Below are 17,964 nucleotides of genomic sequence, written 5' to 3' on the forward strand. Positions count from 1 at the left end.
GCACCCCTCCTATGCGGTGTCAAGGCTAGTGCTTAGTTGTAATAATTCCCGTCACATAAGTGAGCAGCGACCCTTCGCTTCGCTCAGGGTGACAAGTAGGTCTGTCGGGGTGACAACATAGGTGTGTCATTCTGAGCATAGCGAAGAATCTAGTTTCGCTGATTTCCGCAAGCAAGCACTAGGCTATTGCCCCAGCCTATATCTTGCCCAGGAGCATCAATAGCCCTATCAGGATAAACGCCCCCGCGGCACCTTTGTGGAGATAGCTGGCGGGCACCACTCTTGTCACTGCCTCGCCGAAGAGCACGGCCAAGAGGGTTATAAGCACCAGGGCCGAGGTGGCCCCCAGGAAGACGGGCAGGGGCTTGCCGGTCCTGGCAGCCAGCCCGAGGGTGGCCAGTTGGGTCTTGTCGCCCAGCTCAGCCAGGAAGAGCGTACCGAAGGCAGTGATGATGAGTTTCCAGTCCATTGTCCTCCCCCGTGTTCTTTCTTAAGAGCTCCCGTATTGTATGGCCTGGTGGGATGGCGGGCAATGGCTTCGGCTTTGCTTGACGCTAGGGGCGATAGCTGATAGCATAGCCCCAAATGGAAGAAGCTGTCCTCGGCCTCTTTCCTGTAACGGCCGAGGTCAAGGATAACCATCTTTTCATCGGCGGGTGCGACTCTCTGGCCCTGGCCCAGGAGTTTGGCACCCCCCTCTATGTCTTTGACGAGGAGACCCTTCGCCGTAGCTGCCGGGAGTTCCGGCAGGAGTTCTCGTCCCGCTACCCGGAGACCCAGGTAATCTATGCCTGTAAGGCCCTCCTCCTCCGCCCCCTGGTGCGCCTGCTGATGGAGGAGGGGCTGGGGCTGGATGTGGTCTCCGGGGGGGAGCTGGCGGTGGCCCGGGCGGGCGGTTTCCCCCTGGAGCGGGTCTATTTCCACGGGAACAACAAGTCCCCCCAGGAGCTGGCCCTGGCCCTGGGGGCGGGGGTGGGGCGGGTGGTGGTGGACAACTTCTACGAGCTGGGTCTCCTGGAGGCCGAGGCTAAAAAGGGGGGCCGCCAGCAGGACATAATGCTGAGGTTGTGTCCCGGGGTGGACCCTCACACCCATGCTCATACCACCACGGGGGCGGTGGACAGCAAGTTTGGCTTTGCCATGGAGCAGGGGGAGAAGGCAGTGGCCCAGGCCATGGCCTCCCAACACCTCCGCCTGCTGGGGCTCCACTTCCATCTGGGCTCCCCCATCTTTGAGGTGGAGCCCTACCGAGAAGCCATCCGCCTCGTCCTGGGTTTTGCGGCGGATATGGCAGAAAAGTTCGGCTTTCACCTCCAGGAGTTCAGCCCCGGGGGGGGCTTCGCCATCGCCTATACTCGGGAGCGCCCTGCCCCTCCCGTTGCCTACTACGCGGAGGGGATAGCCCAGGCCCTCCTGGAGGGGCTTGAAAAACACGGCCTGCCCCGGCCCAGGCTCATCCTGGAGCCCGGCCGGGCGCTGGTGGGCAGGGCAGCGGTGGCCCTCTACCGGGCGGGCTCAAGAAAGGATATACCCGGGGTCCGCACCTATGTTTCTCTGGATGGGGGGATGGGGGACAACATCCGCCCCGCCCTCTACGGTGCCCGATATGAGGCCCTGGTGGCCAACCGGGCGGGGGAGCAGCCCACGGAGAGGGTCACCCTGGCAGGGAGGTTCTGTGAATCGGGGGATGTGCTCATCAAGGACATCTTTCTGCCCCGGGTCTTCCCCGGGGATATTGTCGCCGTACCAGCCATGGGGGCCTACTCCATCCCCATGGCCAGCAACTATAACGCCGCCCCCCGCCCGGCCATCGTCCTGGTGAAGAAGGGGAGGGCAGAGCTGTGGCGGCGGCGGGAGAGCTACCAGGACCTCATGGCCATGGATGTGGACTGATATGTGGCGGACCCTGGGACAGGAGAGGGCGATAAGGCTGTTCCAGAACAGCCTGGACGGGGACAGGCTGGCCCATGCCTATCTCCTGGTGGGTCCACCCCGGGTGGGGAAGAGGAGTCTCTGCCTGGAAATGGCCCAGGCCCTGAACTGCGTGGGTGATGGCCCCCCCTGCGGGGTCTGCCCCTCCTGCCGGCACATCGCCTCCGGCACCCACCCCGATGTCCTGGTGGTCAGCCCCGTCCATGACCCAAAGGCCGGCCGGCCCAGGACGGAGATAGGCATTGACCAGATAAGGGGGATAGAGGCCCTGGCCTGCCTGCTCCCCTTTGAGGGCAGGTATAAGGTCTTTATCTTTGATGGGGCGGAGAGGCTCTCCCTGGAGGCGGCCAATGCCTTCCTCAAGACCCTGGAGGAGCCCCTCCCCTCGGTGGTTTTCCTCCTCACCACCTCCCGGGAGGGCCTCCTGCCCTCCACCCTCCTCTCACGGTGCCAGCGGCTGGAGATAAAGCCCCTGGGCCTGGGGGAGGCGGAGGAGGCCCTGGTCAGGGAATCTGGCCTGGAGAGGGAGAAGGCCAGGCTTCTGGCCCATGTTTCTCAGGGGTGCCTGGGCCTGGCCCTGGACCAGGGGTTCCTGGGCTTCAGGACAGAGGCCCTGGAGCAGGTCCAGCAGCTCCTTGGGGCGGGCCTGGAGGAGCGCTTCAGGATGGCGGAAGGGCTGGCCAACCGCTGGGAGCGGGACAGGGAGGGGGTATTTGAGCTTCTCCGGCTGTGGCAAGGCTGGCTCCGGGACCTTTTGCTGGTGGTGGCCGGCCTCCCCGATGGTGTGGTGAGCCTTGACTATGAGGAGGCCCTGAAGAGGCAGGCCAGCGCCCTGGGCCTGGCCCAGCTCCGACAGGGGATAAAGGACACGGCGGGGATAAGGGAGGCCCTGGAGAGGAATGCCAGCCCCCGCCTGGCCCTGGAGGTGCTGATGTTGAAGTTGCCTCGGGAGGGGGAATGCCTCAGATAGTAGGGGTCCGCTTCCGCCCTGCGGGGAAGGTCTATCACTTTGACCCGGCAGGCCTGGAGCTGGCGGAGGGGGACCAGGTGGTGGTGGAGACGGCCCGGGGGCAGGAGCTCGGCTTTGTTGTCCAGGGGCCGCGGGAGGTCCCCGGGGAGGAGAAGGGGGGGTCCCTGAAGCCTGTCCTGAGGCAGGCTGCCCCCCCGGACCTGGAGCGGGTCCAGAGCCTCCGTTCCCAGGAGAAGGAGGTCCTCATGCAGGCCAGGGAGGCGGCCCGGCGGCTGGGGGTGCCCATGAAAATCCTTACCGCCGAATACACCCTGGACGGAAAGCTCACTATCTACTTTACCGCCGAGGAGCGGGTGGACTTCCGGGAACTGGTAAGGGAGCTGGCCGGCCGCTTCCACACCCGGATTGAGCTCCGGCAGATAGGGCCCCGGGACGAGACAAAGATATTGGGGGGCATAGGCGCCTGCGGCCTGCCCCTTTGCTGTGCCCGCTGGCTTACCGAGTTCGCCCCTGTCACCATCCGCATGGCCAAGGAGCAGGGGCTGGCCCTGAACCCCCCCAAGATATCCGGTGTCTGCGGCCGCCTCCTCTGCTGCCTGGCCTACGAGATAGATAGTTACCGGGAAGTGAAGCGGAAGCTCCCCGCCAAAGGCAAGAAGATATCTACGGCCATGGGCCCCGCCAAAGTAATAGAGAGCAATCCCCTCAAGGAGACGGTCAAGGTGGAACTGGAGGGAGGGGCAGTGGTGGAGATACCCCTGGCCCAGCTGGAGCCCGGGGTCCCCTGAAAAACTCAGCTTTTCAGGGGTATTTGGCTACTGAGGGATGAACTTGAGCCACTGCTGGTTGGCCCTGAGGTACTGGTAGGGGACGGTGAAGAAGGAGGGGGGGGCATAGGGGCGCTGGAGGAGTTTCATCCCCGCCTCCCTGGGGGTCTTTCCGGCTTTCTTGTGGTTGCAGGGGATGCAGGCGCCGACCACATTTTCCCATTCGTGTCCGCCCCCCTGGTGGCGGGGGATAACATGGTCCAGGGTCAGGTCTCTCGTCTCCCGCCCACAGTACTGGCAGGTAAAATGGTCCCGGTTGAAGACCTCAAAACGGGTGAGCCTCTTCAACACCGGGGGCCGCCTCACCAGCATATGGAGCCGGATGATGGAGGGGATGGGGAAAATGGCGGTGGGGGTCTTGATCTCCCCCACCCCGTTCTCTATCATCTCGGCCTTGTCCATGAGGAGCAGGACTACCGCCCTACGCATACGGCAGATGTTCAGGGGCTGGTAGTTCTGGTTCAGCACCAGGACCGATAGGCCGTTCACCATGTCGGGCCTATTATAAGAGGCTGGCCTGCTGGGGGCAAGTGGATAGGGCCGGCTCACCTCAATCAGGGTACATTGCGGGCAGCCTCTCCAGGGGCGTATACCTGACGCGATACTAGGAGGGCCGCAACCGGCGGTGGGGCCTTTCGGCGGGGCGGGGGGCGGCATACATGGGGGCGGTGATGAAGAATACAATGCTTAGCCCCGGGTCGCCCATGCGGGAGGCTATCTGGTCCACAATCTCCTCCAGCCTCTTGTGGCTGGTAAACAGGGTGGGCACCCGGTTGTTGTAGCGGTAATTGATTATCTGGAAGAGCTTCTCCTCGGCCCAGGGAGAGGTGGAATGGGCACCCAGGTTGTCCAAGATGAGCAGGGGGGCTTTCTTCACCCCTTCAAAGGTGTCGTCATAGCTCGTCTTGGCCTCGGGGCCATACGCGGAGCGCAGGTGGTCCAGGAGCTCGGGGATGGAAGCGAAGAAGACCGCCTGGCCCTGGGCCAGCCGGTGGTTGGCGATGGCTGTGGCCAAGTGGGTCTTGCCGCAGCCGCTGACCCCCAGGAATACCAGCCACCCCTCCGGCTCTTTGGCAAATTCCCGGGCCAGGCGCAGGGCCTGCTCCAGGTTCTGGCGCTGTTCCGGGGGGAGCTCGTCCCGCCGGTCAAACTTATCAAAGACCATGCGCTTCAAGAGCTCTGGCCCCGGCCCCCCCATCTCCTGCCACAGCCCGGCCCTCTTCCCCTTTTTCACCTGGCACTGGCAGGGGAAGGCCTGCCCGAAATCGGGGTGGCCGAAGGGGACGGGGTGGCGGACAAAGCCTGCCCCCCCGCAGAGGCGACAGCTTTCAGTAGCGGTAGAGGTGTCCGTATTTTCCACGGGTGAACTGGTGGGGGTCGGCACCCTTTTCAGAATCTCTCCCAGGCTCTCCATCCTTGCCTTCCACAGCCCAGCGCTCCAGGATGCGGGAGATGGTGTTCCACCGCCTCCTGTTCAGCCGGACCGCTAGCTTTACGGCCTCCTCTATCCAGGGGGCGGGATAGAGGGCTTCTGCCTCCTGGAGCTGGTCGGCTATGATTGGGGTGATGAGGCCGATGTTTTGCTCATAGAGGTCAAAGATATTCGTCTTCTCTTCATGGAGAAAGGCCCCCTTTTCCATCCCGGCCCTGGCCTCCTGTCCCTGTGGGCTGTTGAGGAAATAGAGCCTTCTGCCATCCCTGTTGAGGGGCAGAAGCACCCCCCTCTCCGCGGCCCTCTCCAGGGCCCGGGCAATCCCCTCCTCCCCCAGCGCATTCAGATTTCCATCCGCCTGGAGCTCCCCCAGGGAAAGATAGGGCCGGCCCTTCCTGCCCAGGAGCCAGAAGAAGTAGAGGAGCACGTTGAGCTCCTCCGGGTCATCCATCTTGGGCAGGCTGGTGGGGAAACCGGGGAAGGGCTTCATGACCCCTCCCGTCTCGTCCCCAGGCTTACAAAGCGGGCGGTGCGGGGGACGAAGCGCAGGCTCACCTCGCCGGTTGGCCCGTTGCGGTGCTTGGCGATGATGATGGTGGCCATGCCCCGGGGATATGGCTGGCCGGGGTTCTGGTGTTCCCACTCCTCCTCGCTGATATAGGCATCCTCCCGGTGGATGAAGAGGACCACATCCGCGTCCTGCTCAATGCTCCCCGATTCCCTCAGGTCCGATAGCTGGGGGCGGTGGGAGGTCCTCATCTCGGGGGCCCTGGAGAGCTGGGAGACAGCAAGCACCGGCACATTCAGCTCCCGGGCCAGGGCCTTGAGGCTCCGGGTTATATGGCTTATCTCCTGTACCCGGTTATCGTTGCGGCCATCCCCCTGGATTAGCTGCAGGTAGTCCACGATTATCAGGTCCACCCCCCTCTCATGGTAAAGGCGGCGGGCCTTGGAGCGAATCTCCACCACCCGGGGCTGGGGGCTGTCATCTACGTAGATGGACATCTCCGAGAGGGGGCCGGTGGCCGCCATCAGGCGCTCCTTCTCCTCCTCGCTTATCTGGCCGATTCGCAGGCGGCGGGAGTCCACATCGGCCTCAGTGGCCAGGAAGCGCTGGACGACTGCCTCTCGGGACATCTCCAGGCTGAAGATGCCCACCCTGGCCCCGTATTCCTTGGCGGCGTGGCGGGCGATGCCCAGGGAGAGGCTGGTCTTGCCCAGGCTGGGTCGAGCCCCCAGGACCACAAGGTCGGAGCGCTGGAGCCCCCCCAGATACTCGTCCAGGTCGCCAAAGCCGGTGAAAATCTGAGGCAGTTCCCCCCCCTGCGCCTGGGACGGGGGCATCTCTCTCTGCTCAGTCTCATCGATGTATTGGGATATCAGGTCCCTCAGGGGGACGAATTCCCGGGTGGCAGTGCCCATCCTGAGACGGAATAGGAGGTCCTCGGCCCGGTCCATGGTGGCCTCCACATCGGGCCTGTCCTCATAGCCCAGCCGGGTTATCTCCTCCCCCGCCGCCAGCAGCCGGCGGAAGAGGGAGGTGCGGCGGACAATCTGGGCGTAGTGCTCCAGGTGGAGGGGGGTGGGGACGGTGGAGAGAAGGTGGAGGAGGTAGGATGCCCCCCCCACCCCCTCCAGCTTGCCCTGCCGGGAGAGCTCGTGGGCCAGGGTGACCTGGTTTATCCCCTCGTTGCGGCGGAAAAGCTCAAAGCAGCCAGAATAGACCTCACGGTTCTGGTCCCGGTAGAAGTCTTCTGGGGAGAGGAGGGACACTATCTTGAAGATGGCCTCGCCGTCCAGCAGGAGGGAGCCCAATACGGCTTCCTCGGCCTCAATATCGTTGGGGGGTAGCCTGGGGTCCGGCATCTAGATTGCCTCCACACTGACCCGGAGCTGGGCGGAGAGGCCGGGGGCCAGCCTCACCACCACCAGGTGCTGCCCCAGCCCCTTGATGTGCCCGGGCAGCTCAATCTGCCGGCGGTCCAGCTCTATCCCCTGGCGGGAGAGCTCCCCGGCGATATCGGCTGAGGTGATGGAGCCGTATAGCTTCTGCCCTCCCCCCGTCTTGGCCACCAGCTTTATCTCCATCCCCTCCAGCCTTTGGGCCAGGGCCTCCAGGCTCCCCCTCTCCCGGGCCTGTCGCCTTACCTCCCCCTTCTTCCGCTCCTCCCAGTTCTTCACCACATCGGGGGTGGCTGGCAGGGCCAAGCCCCGGGGGAGGAGATAGTTCCGGGCAAAGCCCTCAGCTATTTCCTTCACCTGCCCCGCCTGGCCTACACCAGCTACATCGGAGAGAAAGACTACCTTCATCCCAGCCCCCCGATTATAAGCCCCCCGCCCCCGCCCCTCAAAGGAGGGGGCCAGGGAAATATTTTGGACAGAATTCAGAACCTTTATTCTATAGTAGGCCTTTTGGGGGTGGCTGTCAAGGTTCAGAGTTTGCGCTTTTTCCCTTCCGCGGTTATAATCCGTCGGGTGGAGATGGCAAGGTTGGGCTGGGGGCGGTCTCCTGGCAGGGGCTAGTAAAACCCTTACCCTCGGCATAGTGGACGGATAATGGCACGTGTAGGGATACCGAGAGGGCTTCTGACTTACCAGTATCTCCCCATGTGGAAGACTTTCCTGGAGGCCCTGGGTGCAGAGGTGGTTATCTCTCCACCTACCACCAGGCAGACCCTGGCCGAGGGGGTCAGACGCATGGTGGCCGAGACCTGCCTGCCGGTGAAGGTCTTCTGCGGTCACGCCGTGGCGCTGGCAGGGCAGTGTGACTATCTTTTCATCCCCTCCATAAAGAGCGTGGAGCCCCGGGTGTATAACTGCTCCAAGTTCTTGGGCCTGCCTGACATGGTGCGGGCGGTGGTCCCTGAGGCCCCCCCTATTCTGGAGGCGGACATTGATGTCAATCAGGGGCGGCGGGCCCTCTACCGGGCCATCTATTCCCTGGCCCGTCCCCTGACCTGGAACCCCTGGCGGGTCCGGGAAGCCACCCGCCTGGCCATGGAGGCCCACCGTCGCTATGTCCAGGGGATGGTCCGGGAGAAGAAGACCCCTCTCCAGGCCCTGGGCTTCTCCCCTCCCGAGGAAGAGGCCCCCCACCGGTTAATGGTGGCCATCGTAGGCCACCCCTATATCGTCCACGACGATTTCATCACCCACCGCCTCCTCCCACGCCTCAAGGGGCTGGGGGTCAGGGTGCTGGTCCCGGAGATGGCCCTGGAGGAGGAGATGGCGAGGGCGATGGCAAAGCTGGATGGGAAGGCCTACTGGACCTACGAGGCGGAGGTGGTGGGGGCGGGGGCCTACTACCTGGACCAGGAAGAGGTGGACGGGGCTATCGGGGTGGCAGCCTTCGGCTGCGGCCCCGATTCCCTCATGGTGGACCTTGTCAAGCGCTATGCCAGGGAGAGGAAGCGGCCCTTCCTGGCCCTCTCCCTGGACGAGCACAGCGGGGAGGCAGGCCTCCTCACCCGGCTGGAAGCCTTTCTGGATATGATAGAGCGGAAGAAGAGGAAATGCGAGTAAGCTTCCCTCACCTGGGGCACCTCTGGGTGCCCGTGAGGGCCCTCTTTACAGAGCTGGGTGTTGACCATGTGGTGCCCCCCTTGAACACCCGCCGCACCCTCACCCTGGCTACAAAGAATTCCCCGGAGGGCCTCTGTCTCCCCTTCAAGCTCACCCTGGGCAACTTCATTGAGGCCTGCGAACTGGGGGCTGACACCCTCGTCCAGGCCGGGGGGGCGGGCATCTGCCGCCTGGGGAGGTATGGCAGGACCCAGGAGTATGTCCTCCGGGATATGGGCTTCCAGTTCCAAATCCTCACCGCCGGGGTCTCGGAAAAGAAGCTCCAGGGCATCATGCAGCTCTTCAAGAAGATATCGGGGGGGGCCCCCTGGGGGAGAATTGTCTCCGCCGTCCGCTTTGGCCTGGCCAAGCTCAACGCCCTGGACGAGATAGAGAAGGAGGTCCACCGGGTGAGGGCCCGGGAAAAGGTGAAGGGCCAGGCCAGCGCCCTCTTCCGGGAGGCCACCAAGGCTGTTGATGAGACGGGAGACTATGATTCCCTGAAGAGGAGAAAACAGGACTACTTGGAGAAGCTCCGGGCCGTGCCCCAGGACGGCGAGGACCCCCTGCTGGTAGGGGTGATGGGGGAGTTCTATGTGGTCCTGGAGCCCTTCTCCAATAATGATGTGGAGATAGAACTGGGCAAGCTGGGGGTGGAGGTGAGGCGGGACCTTTTCATTTCGGAATGGACCAGGTTCAGCCTCTTCCTTAACCCCCTGGGGATAAACGAGAAAAGGCACCTCCAGCAGGCGGCCATGCCCTACCTCAAGCGGGATGTGGGGGGGGACGGCTGGGAATCGGTGGGGGAAAAGGTCCTCCATGCCCGCCACTTTGACGGGCTGGTCCACCTGGCCCCCTTCACCTGTATGCCGGAGATAATCGCCCAGAACATCCTGCCCTCGGTCAAGGAGGACATTCCCGTCCTCACCCTCCTCTGTGATGAGCAGACGGGCAAGCAGGGGATGCTCACACGCCTTGAGGCCTTTGTGGACCTATTGAAGCGCCGCCGGGCCTCCCGGCGCCAGAAAGTGGGGGTCCACTAGGATGAGGCTGGGCATCTTCCACATGGGCAACGTATCTCTGGCCGCCCGGACTTTCCTCCGGGAGCTGAAAGTGGAGATAGTTATCCCTCCCCCCAACAGCGGGACCACCCTTTCCCTGGGGACCAGGTATTCTCCTGAGACCGCCTGTCTTCCCTACAAGCTCATCCTGGGTAATTTCCTCCAGGACCTGGAGATGGGGGCTGACACCCTCATCATGGTTACCAGCACGAACGTGGCCTGCCGCATGGGCTTCTATGCTCGCTCCATGAAGGGGACCCTGGAAGACCTGGGCTACAAGTTTGAGATGATTGTGCCCGGGGACAGTGAGCGGGGCTTGGTGAACTTGCTGAGGTTCATTAAGAGGCGGGCCAACAATGTGTCCTGGCTCAAGCTTGTCTCCGCTTTCCGCTTCGGCCTGGCCAAGCTCTCGGCCCTGGACCACCTGGAACAGGTTGTCCACCGGATGCGGGCCGTGGAGAAGACCAAGGGGACGGTCAATCGCCTCTTTCAGGAGGCCCAGGAGGCGATAGACCAGGCCGGGACCTGGGCCTCTCTCAAGGAGCTGGAGAAAGAATATGCCGATAGGCTGACTGCCCTGCCCCAGGACCCCCAGGCCCAGCCGTTGCGGGTGGGGGTGGTGGGGGAGACATTCGTCCTTATGGACCCATTTGCCAGCAGGGACCTGGAGTCGGAGCTGGGCAAGCTGGGGGTGGAGGTAAGGAGGAGAAACTTTGCCTCCCGGTGGTTGCGACCGGGGGTGGTCTCCTCCGGGTGGAAGGAGGAGGCCCATCGGGCGGCCCTGCCCTACCTGAAACGCACCGTCGGCGGGGAGGGCTGGGAATCGGTAGGTGAGAAGGTTCTCTGCTCCCAGGACTACGATGGCATGGTCCACCTGCTCCCCTTTACCTGCATGCCGGAAATAATTGCCCAGAACATCCTGCCCTCGGTCAAGGAGGACATCCCCGTTCTCACCCTCATCTGTGATGAGCAGACAGGCAAGCAGGGGATGCTCACGCGCCTTGAGGCCTTTGTGGACCTCCTCAATCGCCGCCGTCAGAGGAAGAAGGATGAGAGTTTATCTAGGTGTTGATGTAGGCTCTGTCACCACCAAGGTGGTGGCCCTGGATGAGGAGGAGAAGGTCCTGGCCGGTCTCTATCTGCGCACTCAGGGGCGGCCCATTGAGACCATTCAGGAAGGGCTGAGACTTATCCAGGAGATGCTGCCCTCCGGGGTGGAGGTAGCGGGGGCGGGAACTACCGGCAGTGCCCGCTACCTGGCGGGGGTGGTGGCGGGGGCGGATACCATAAAGAACGAGATAACAGCCCATGCCGTTGGGGCCCTCCATTTTGTCCCCGACGTTCAGACCATCGTTGAGATCGGCGGCCAGGACAGCAAGATTATCATCCTCCGGGATGGGGTGGTCACCGACTTCGGCATGAATACCGTCTGCGCCGCCGGCACCGGGAGCTTCCTGGACCACCAGGCCCTCCGGCTAAATATCAGCATTGAGGAGTTCGGCCCTCTGGCCATCCAGAGCAAGACCCCTGTCCGCATCGCCGGCCGCTGCACTGTTTTTGCTGAATCGGACATGGTCCATAAACAGCAGGTGGGCCACTCCAAAGAGGACATCCTCTATGGCCTGTGTGATGCCCTGGTGCGGAACTACCTGAACAATGTGGCCCTGGGCAAAGAGACCCTGCCCCCCGTGGTCTTCCAGGGGGGTGTGGCTTTTAACGTGGGGATTCGCCGGGTCCTGGAGGAGGCCCTCAAGACCCCTATAATCGTTCCCCCCCACCACGAGTGCATGGGGGCTATTGGTGCTGGCCTCCTGGCCAAGGAGGCGGTGGTGGGGCGTGGGACCAGCTTCAAGGGCTTTGAGGTAAGCCAGGTGAAATACCGCACCACCTCGTTTGAGTGCAAGGCCTGCGCCAATCTATGTGAGATAGCACAGCTCTCCACCAACGGCAATGTCCTGGCCCGCTGGGGGGGGCGCTGTGATATGTGGGAGAGGACTTCTGTCAAAAGCTGATATCCGCATTGCCCTGGATGCCATGGGGGGAGACCACGCCCCGGAGGAAATTGTCCGGGGGGCCCTGCAGGCCCGGGAGGAAGGTGTGGGGGTGGTGCTGGTGGGCAGGGAGGCGGATCTCTCTCCCCATCTTCCTGCAAACCTGGACGGCTTGGGACTGGTGCTTGCCTCAGAGGTCATCGGCTCCCACGAGCCGCCGGTAGAGGCACTGCGTCTTAAACCCCACTCTTCCATCCGGGTGGGGTTGGAGCTGGTCAAGAGGGGGGAAGCGCATGGCTTTGTCTCTGCCGGTTCCACGGGGGCAGTGGCTGCCGCCGCTGTCCTGGTCCTGGGCAACATCCCGGGGGTGGAAAGGCCCGCCCTCGGCCTGCCCTATGCCACCCCCTCCGGGCCCGCCATCGTCCTGGATGTGGGGGCCAATGCCGACTGCCGTCCCCAGTTCCTCCTCCAGTTCGCCCACCTGGGGGCCCGCTATATGGAGCGGGTGTGGGGGATAGCTTCCCCCCGCATTGCCCTCCTCTCCAGCGGGGAGGAGGAGGAGAAGGGGAACCGCCTGGTGAGGGAGAGCCATAACCTGCTCAAGAAGAGCGGGCTGAACTTTATCGGGAACCTTGAGGGGAAGGACCTGCTGAGGGGCCTGGCCGAGGTGGTGGTGAGCGACGGCTTCACCGGCAACGTCCTCATCAAGGCCACTGAGGGCTTCGGTGAGGCCATCCATCACGAACTGAGGCATGCCCTCAGGAGCCGCTTCTACCTCCGCCCCCTGGCCCTGCTGCTCCGCCCCGCCCTGAAGGAGGTGGTCAGGAAAATGGACTATAATGAATATGGTGGTGCCCACCTGTTGGGCGTGCAGGGGAATGTCTTCGTGGCCCACGGGCGCAGCAAGGCCCTGGCCATCAAGAATGCCCTCCTCATGGCCCGCCGGGTGGCGAACCAGGGGGTTCTGGAAGCGTTGACGGAGGAGAAATGGCTAAGCCTGCGGTAGTTACCGATGAGACCTTCGATAAGGAGGTCCTGGGTTCAAAGGGGCCGGTGGTGGTGGATTTCTGGGCCCCATGGTGTGGCCCCTGCCGCCTGGTAGCCCCCGTGGTGGAGGAGCTGGCCCAGGAGATGGAGAGCCAGGTCTCCTTCGCCAAGCTCAATGTGGACGAGAACCCCAGGACGCCCCCCCGCTACTCCATCCACTCCATACCTACCCTTATCCTCTTCAAGGGAGGGAAGCCTGCAAAGCAGTTTGTGGGCTACAAGCCCAAAGCTGAGTTGAAAAAGAACCTGGAGGAGGCCCTTGGCCCTGAAAGTAGCCGTCTTTGACCGAAAGGGGGAGGCGGGCAAGTTCTGCGCTGAGCCCTGTGGTGTAGACTGGACTGACCAGGAGAACCAGAAGCTGGCCCGGCAGAACCTGCTCCAGTTCTTCGGCGATAGGGTGGAGTTGGAGTTCCATGACGCAGAGCAGGCCCCGCCGGATATCGCCCGGGGCCTGAAGGAAGGGGGCCTCCTTCTTCCCCTCCTGGTCATCAACGGGAAGGTGCGCCTCCAGGGCTTCTTTGACTTCCGCAGGCTGAGGGATATGGTGGAGGCGGTGGGGGAGGCTCATGGCTGAGCCCTATGATGTGGTCATAATCGGTGGGGGGCCCGCCGGTCTTACGGCGGGCCTCTACGCATCCCGCTCCCGCCTTAAGACCCTCCTCCTGGAGCGGGGGCTCTTCGGCGGCCAGATAGTCAACGCCACAAAGGTGGAGAACTTCCCCGGCTTCCCCCGGGGTATTTCCGGGACAGAGCTGGGAGAGCTGATGCACCACCAGGCTTCAGCCTTTGGCCTGGAGACCCGCCTGGCGGAGGTCACCGGGGTTGAGCCGGGGGGTGAAATCAGGGAGGTCCTTACCGACCACGGTAGCTTTCAGGCCCGGTCCCTTATCATCGCCTCCGGTTCCGAGCACCGCAAGCTCTCCGTCCCGGGGGAGGAGAGGCTCCTGGGCAGAGGGGTCAGCTACTGCGCCACCTGTGATGCCCCCTTCTACCAGGGGAAGGAGGTGGCGGTGGTGGGGGGTGGGGATGTCGCCATCACCGATGCCCTCTACCTGGCCAGGTTCGCCTCCCGCATCTATGGGGTCCACCGCCGCCGGGAACTGCGGGCTGTGGCCCTCCTCCAGGAGAGGGCCTTCGCCGAGCCCCGATTAAGCTTCATCTGGGACAGCGTGGTGGAGGAGGTCCTGGGGGGGGAGGAGGTGGAGGGCCTCCGCCTCCGGGATGTCAAGGCCGGCCAGTCCTCCCTGCTGGAGGTCCAGGGGGTCTTTGTGGCCATAGGCCAGGAACCCAATACCGCCTTCCTGAAGGGCAAACTCCATCTCACCCCCACCGGACATATCCCCACCAACGGCCGTATGGAAACGGCCCTGCCCGGGGTATTTGCCGCCGGGGATGTGCGCCAGGACTCTGCCCGTCAGGCCATCACCGCCGCCGGCGACGGCGCCACCGCCACCATGGCCGCCCTGGCTTTTCTCCGCTCCTAGTGTCGCGTCAGGTTATTTGGGCATCATTCGGGGGTGCAGGGGGCGAAGCCCCCCGCCGGGGGTCTGGGGGTGTCCCCCAGATGCTCTATCCACCCCCTCCCTGCAGGAGAGGGTGGATGCAATTGATACAAGAGCACTGGCCGAGCCCCTACACCTTACTATAGTCCGCCCTCTTGAGAAGAAGGGAGGGGCCACAAGGGCCGACTAGACAGCGGCTGCCCTTGGGCACGTCTCCCCCACCGGAGGCAATGTGCTTTCCCTATCCATGACCTGGGCTCCTGGCTTACCGCCTGCGAATCGGCCCACCCTAAAGGCATTGAGGCGACCCGACCAAGAGACGCATCGTTGTGCCACTCGAGCCCAAACCAACCCCGGTGGCAGTTGGCCAGAGCTCAACCACTAAGCAGCCGTTCTTGTCCGCCCAGGGATTGACACAATTGTGATTGTGTGTAGTGTATACACTGACATAGCTGGGGGCAGACCAATGAAATGCTGCTCGTCGCGCCGGTGGAGAATTCCATCGGCAGCAACTCGCCGTCTCCCCTAGCTATGCGCTACCGTGCCAGATTAGAAGTTGGCCTAGCTCGGCTCAACAGAGTTTCGGGCGGTGTCACATTCCGCTAGAAAGTGCCCTGCGGGCTCACATCTCGTTAGCACGCTGGGATGCTGCTCATCGTGAGTGCGATGCTCGGCTAACATTACCTGACAATGCGAGGAATGTTGCCGCGAGGCGCTGCAGTTTTCCGTAGCGGGAAACACCGCAAGACCTCTTGACTTGGTCGAAGACGTGAGTATTTGGAAGGGCGACCAATGTAGGCAGAGAGAAACCGGCTCCCTGGGCCCAGCTATAGGGTCCTCCTGGGTGGCCGGCTTCTCCCTTGCCGTCAGCCCAGCCCGCCGCCTTTATTTGCCCGGGGTTAGCGCACCCTACTCACCATCCCTATCACACAGGTCCATCCCTGAGGCTGTGGAAATGGGGAGGGGGCTTCCGCCGCTGGCAAGCAGGGTGCCAATCTCGGCCTTTTCCGTGACCATCTGGGGGCTTTCGTACTCCTCCTTCATCGTCATCACCTCCTTTCCTTTAAAAACTGGTATCTCAGGGCTGCCCAGCGGCAGGCGCTGGGGGACGGGCTGGTTAGCTGACCGGTTTCGCTCAGGGCCACGCCCAAGCATTTCCGGCAAAGGGAGGAAAGGGAGCAGTCCCGGCAGCGGGTGAGGTCCTGGGCTGTGAGGGAACGCAGGTATGTCAAGTCAGCCACGGGGCGGGTCCGCCAGATCTCGGCGAAGCTGGCCCGCCGCAGGTTGCCCAGCCGGAGGGGCATGAGCAGACAGGGGGAAACATCCCCCACCGGTGAGACGGAACAAATGCACCTCCCGGCCCGGCATATGCCGGGCCCCCGCGACCCCCAGGTGGTTGACCGGAGCCAATCGGGGTGGACAAAGCGGGTGAACTGGCTGAGGCTGGCTTCACAGCTCTGCGGGGTCAAGGCCCCAGTCTTGGTTGGCGTGAGCTCGTACCCCATTTGAAGAGGTACCCCCATCCCCTCGGCCAGACGCCTGGCATCCTCGGCCTCGTGAATATTAGAGTCCAGGAGGATCATTTCGAAGGACACGGTAACCTTCAGGTCCTGGAGTAGGGAAGCCGCCTGGAGGCTAGCGTCAAGGGAGCCGGGCTTACCCGTAACTGCCTCGTGGGTCGCTGCTGTTGCCCCGTAGAGGCTCATCCGCACGGAGAGGGGGTGAAGCGCGGCAATCCTCCGGGCCTCCGCAGGGCCGATGAGGGTCCCATTGGTGAGGAGCATAATGATGAAGCCCTTTTCCTTGGCATACTCGGCGATGGCGAAGAAGTCCTTCCTGGCCAGGATCTCTCCCCCGGTGAGCAGGAGATAGAGGGTGCCCGCCACCGCCAGCTGGTCAATGATGTCCTTCACCTCTTCCAGGGTAAGCTCACCCTTGGGCCGACAGTCCACATAACAGTGCTTGCAGGACAGATTGCAGCGGTAGGTCAGCTCCAGAGATACCTGCAACGGGATTAGATGCTCTGCAGCCCGCTTTACGGCCCGGTCGAGCAGGGGACGGGCCAGGGTAGTGGTCAATTCAGGTCCCTCCTATACCACCCGGGGTGTTGGGTTGAGGATTGCCAGCCCCGCTTCTGTAAGCTGCCGACAGAATCGCTCGGTCTCGGCCTGAGCCTGGGCTGGGGTCACCTCAAACCTCTGGCATAGCTCATGGCTGATATCATCTGGCCGCCGGGTACCGTCGGCCAGGCTCCAGATATGGGACGCTGTCTTGTTCAGCATATGCACGGTAGCGCCGTCCTCCTCAACGATGACAACCTCTCCGGCAATATCCCGCCAGACCACCCTCTTTTCTCTAGACAGGTATCCTTCCACTTCCATTTCTTGCCTCCTCTCTTACAGGCACTCTACCAGGGGCCAAAAAGAACCATCCAGACGGAAGGTAAGTTCGTAGCAAGGTACCCTGCTGGCTACCATCGCCCAGAAATCAGCCCTTTCCTGGAGGGACGAGGGCGAGCCGGTGTCCAGAAAGCGCGGGGCTCCAATAGTCTGGGGCAGGAGACTCCTGTAGGCCTCAGCACTCCTCAACCTCCGCACGGACGCCTCAGCCCCCTGCTTCAGCAGCAGGATGGCGTGCAGACTGGCCGCAGCATTACACCGTTCGGCTATGCCCCCCTCAAGGGGCGTACCGGCTACATAGCACTGCCCTTTATCCAGTCCCACCACTACCACCTCGTCATTAAGCACCCTTCTACACCCGGCCATCCTGGCTACGGTGGTCTTTCCCGCCCCGGATGGCCCCGTGAAGAGGTACCCCCGGCCCTCGCTCAGGATTCCGCAGCCATGGACCAGATAGGCGTCAGGATTAACACCCTTCTTTTGCTTGTAGATACCGTAGTAGAGACCCCGGAGCAAGACATCCATAAGTTTGTACCCGGTCTGCGGAGAGAAGAAGGCCCTCTCGGTCTGGACTTGCAGCAGGCCGGCGGGCCACTCCACCCTCCCCCGCATAAGCTCCGGCTCCGTAGTAAAGCCATCGCCCTCCGCGTGGATTCGCGTGTGCGGCAGGAGCTGCCTTATCTCCTCGGCTGTCTGTCCCTTTCTCAGGTCCAGCTCAATCCAGAGTTCCGGCTCCTCGGGAGAGAGAAAGGGTTCATACCGGCGCCGGGCCTCCGCCAGGAAAACCTCGTCCTGACAGCGGATGCCGATGCAGGTGCGCCCCAGGGCTATCCTCAGGCAGTGATTGAAGGCCATGGCCTCTAACCCCGTAGCCATTCCTATCTGGTCCCCAGCAGATGCAGGAGCGCTCTGGGGGGTAACCGACATAGTCGCTGGGACCAGCGACCCAGGACCTTCTCCCTGAGCCCGTGAGGAAGGAGCCGTTCGCCAATGGCCCACCACCGCCAGGTGAGATAGGAGTACAGGGCGATGACATACTGGAGGAGCCGGGCTGGTCGGGAGGTCAACGGCACCATTTTGCCGGAGATTTCAATAGCGCGGACGCGGTCGACCACATCGCTGGCAGGGACTACCCCGGCCCAGAAGTTGTGGTCCCCCTTTTACAGAAAACACTCCCTGCCCCTCACTCTGCACCTGCCCAGAACCCGATGAATGATCCAGTGACCGGACCTGCTGAATATC

Annotated in this window: 21 protein-coding genes; 11 read left to right on the forward strand and 10 right to left on the reverse strand. The window is 63.0% G+C overall.

Annotated elements, in window-relative coordinates; translation table 11 throughout:
• Window positions 1-196 precede the first annotated feature (196 nt).
• Window positions 197-469: a TMEM165/GDT1 family protein gene (locus tag KJ624_01485; protein ID MBU2008514.1), complete on the reverse strand. Its 273-nt coding sequence runs from the start codon at window positions 467-469 to the stop codon at window positions 197-199.
• Window positions 470-585: 116 nt separating this feature from the next.
• Here KJ624_01485 and lysA point away from each other — a divergent pair, with 116 nt between their 5' ends.
• The 3 genes from lysA to KJ624_01500 are packed head-to-tail and all read left to right on the forward strand — an operon-like array spanning window position 586 to window position 3,690.
• Entirely contained in the window at window positions 586-1,893 is a 1,308-nt protein-coding gene (gene lysA / locus KJ624_01490) for a diaminopimelate decarboxylase (GenBank protein MBU2008515.1), read from the forward strand.
• Between the two features lies 1 nt (window position 1,894).
• Window positions 1,895-2,902, forward strand: coding sequence for a DNA polymerase III subunit (locus KJ624_01495; protein MBU2008516.1), 1,008 nt, complete (start codon window positions 1,895-1,897; stop codon window positions 2,900-2,902).
• The gene (locus KJ624_01500; protein ID MBU2008517.1) at window positions 2,890-3,690 is read left to right on the forward strand and encodes a stage 0 sporulation family protein; all 801 of its coding nucleotides are present in this window, start codon (window positions 2,890-2,892) and stop codon (window positions 3,688-3,690) included. The genes KJ624_01495 and KJ624_01500 overlap by 13 nt, the downstream gene beginning before the upstream one ends.
• A 27-nt stretch (window positions 3,691-3,717) precedes the next feature.
• On the opposite strand, the gene KJ624_01505 is transcribed toward KJ624_01500, so the two are convergent.
• The 5 genes from KJ624_01505 to rplI all read right to left on the reverse strand — a co-directional run bounded on the left by KJ624_01505 (window position 3,718) and on the right by rplI (window position 7,471).
• Window positions 3,718-4,221 carry an HNH endonuclease gene (locus KJ624_01505; protein MBU2008518.1) on the reverse strand — a complete coding sequence of 168 codons (504 nt, stop codon included), beginning with the start codon at window positions 4,219-4,221 and terminating at the stop codon, window positions 3,718-3,720.
• Between the two features lie 112 nt (window positions 4,222-4,333).
• Window positions 4,334-5,143 carry an ATP-binding protein gene (locus tag KJ624_01510; GenBank protein ID MBU2008519.1) on the reverse strand — a complete coding sequence of 270 codons (810 nt, stop codon included), beginning with the start codon at window positions 5,141-5,143 and terminating at the stop codon, window positions 4,334-4,336.
• On the reverse strand, window positions 5,058-5,651 hold the full coding sequence (locus KJ624_01515; GenBank protein ID MBU2008520.1) for a DnaD domain protein: 594 nt from the start codon (window positions 5,649-5,651) through the stop codon (window positions 5,058-5,060). The genes KJ624_01510 and KJ624_01515 overlap by 86 nt, the downstream gene beginning before the upstream one ends.
• Window positions 5,648-7,027 carry a replicative DNA helicase gene (gene dnaB / locus KJ624_01520; GenBank protein MBU2008521.1) on the reverse strand — a complete coding sequence of 460 codons (1,380 nt, stop codon included), beginning with the start codon at window positions 7,025-7,027 and terminating at the stop codon, window positions 5,648-5,650. The genes KJ624_01515 and dnaB overlap by 4 nt, the downstream gene beginning before the upstream one ends.
• Window positions 7,028-7,471, reverse strand: coding sequence for a 50S ribosomal protein L9 (gene rplI, locus KJ624_01525; protein MBU2008522.1), 444 nt, complete (start codon window positions 7,469-7,471; stop codon window positions 7,028-7,030).
• Window positions 7,472-7,717: 246 nt separating this feature from the next.
• Between rplI and KJ624_01530 the strand changes: the two genes are divergently transcribed.
• Genes KJ624_01530 through trxB form a run of 8 tightly spaced genes read left to right on the forward strand, consistent with a single transcriptional unit; the run spans window position 7,718 to window position 14,305 of the window.
• Window positions 7,718-8,683, forward strand: coding sequence for a hypothetical protein (locus tag KJ624_01530; protein ID MBU2008523.1), 966 nt, complete (start codon window positions 7,718-7,720; stop codon window positions 8,681-8,683).
• The gene (locus tag KJ624_01535; protein ID MBU2008524.1) at window positions 8,674-9,765 is read left to right on the forward strand and encodes a CoA protein activase; all 1,092 of its coding nucleotides are present in this window, start codon (window positions 8,674-8,676) and stop codon (window positions 9,763-9,765) included. Before KJ624_01530 ends, KJ624_01535 begins: the two co-directional genes overlap by 10 nt.
• Before the next feature lies 1 nt (window position 9,766).
• A complete protein-coding gene (locus KJ624_01540) occupies window positions 9,767-10,855 on the forward strand; it encodes a CoA protein activase (protein MBU2008525.1) in 1,089 nt (362 codons plus the stop codon).
• The gene (locus KJ624_01545) at window positions 10,833-11,795 is read left to right on the forward strand and encodes a 2-hydroxyglutaryl-CoA dehydratase (protein ID MBU2008526.1); all 963 of its coding nucleotides are present in this window, start codon (window positions 10,833-10,835) and stop codon (window positions 11,793-11,795) included. The genes KJ624_01540 and KJ624_01545 overlap by 23 nt, the downstream gene beginning before the upstream one ends.
• 1 nt (window position 11,796) lies before the next feature.
• Window positions 11,797-12,780, forward strand: a complete 984-nt coding sequence (plsX, locus tag KJ624_01550) for a phosphate acyltransferase PlsX (GenBank protein ID MBU2008527.1) — start codon at window positions 11,797-11,799, stop codon at window positions 12,778-12,780.
• Window positions 12,762-13,106: a thioredoxin gene (gene trxA / locus KJ624_01555; GenBank protein ID MBU2008528.1), complete on the forward strand. Its 345-nt coding sequence runs from the start codon at window positions 12,762-12,764 to the stop codon at window positions 13,104-13,106. The genes plsX and trxA overlap by 19 nt, the downstream gene beginning before the upstream one ends.
• Window positions 13,081-13,395 (forward strand): hypothetical protein, encoded by a 315-nt coding sequence (locus KJ624_01560; GenBank protein ID MBU2008529.1) that lies wholly within the window; start codon window positions 13,081-13,083, stop codon window positions 13,393-13,395. The genes trxA and KJ624_01560 overlap by 26 nt, the downstream gene beginning before the upstream one ends.
• On the forward strand, window positions 13,388-14,305 hold the full coding sequence (gene trxB / locus KJ624_01565) for a thioredoxin-disulfide reductase (GenBank protein MBU2008530.1): 918 nt from the start codon (window positions 13,388-13,390) through the stop codon (window positions 14,303-14,305). Before KJ624_01560 ends, trxB begins: the two co-directional genes overlap by 8 nt.
• A 1,067-nt stretch (window positions 14,306-15,372) precedes the next feature.
• Here the strand turns inward: trxB and KJ624_01570 are convergent.
• Genes KJ624_01570 through KJ624_01585 form a run of 4 tightly spaced genes read right to left on the reverse strand, consistent with a single transcriptional unit; the run spans window position 15,373 to window position 17,789 of the window.
• Complete coding sequence (locus tag KJ624_01570) at window positions 15,373-16,401, reverse strand: radical SAM protein (GenBank protein MBU2008531.1); 1,029 nt, start codon at window positions 16,399-16,401, stop codon at window positions 15,373-15,375.
• Between the two features lie 12 nt (window positions 16,402-16,413).
• Window positions 16,414-16,704, reverse strand: coding sequence for a PqqD family protein (locus KJ624_01575; protein MBU2008532.1), 291 nt, complete (start codon window positions 16,702-16,704; stop codon window positions 16,414-16,416).
• 15 nt (window positions 16,705-16,719) lie between these two features.
• Window positions 16,720-17,598 (reverse strand): hypothetical protein, encoded by an 879-nt coding sequence (locus KJ624_01580; protein ID MBU2008533.1) that lies wholly within the window; start codon window positions 17,596-17,598, stop codon window positions 16,720-16,722.
• A gap of 2 nt (window positions 17,599-17,600) precedes the next feature.
• The gene (locus KJ624_01585) at window positions 17,601-17,789 is read right to left on the reverse strand and encodes a hypothetical protein (protein MBU2008534.1); all 189 of its coding nucleotides are present in this window, start codon (window positions 17,787-17,789) and stop codon (window positions 17,601-17,603) included.
• Window positions 17,790-17,964 lie beyond the last annotated feature (175 nt).

The sequence above is a fragment of the Chloroflexota bacterium genome, from assembly GCA_018825785.1.
Classification (GTDB): domain Bacteria; phylum Chloroflexota; class Dehalococcoidia; order JACVQG01; family JAHKAY01; genus JAHKAY01.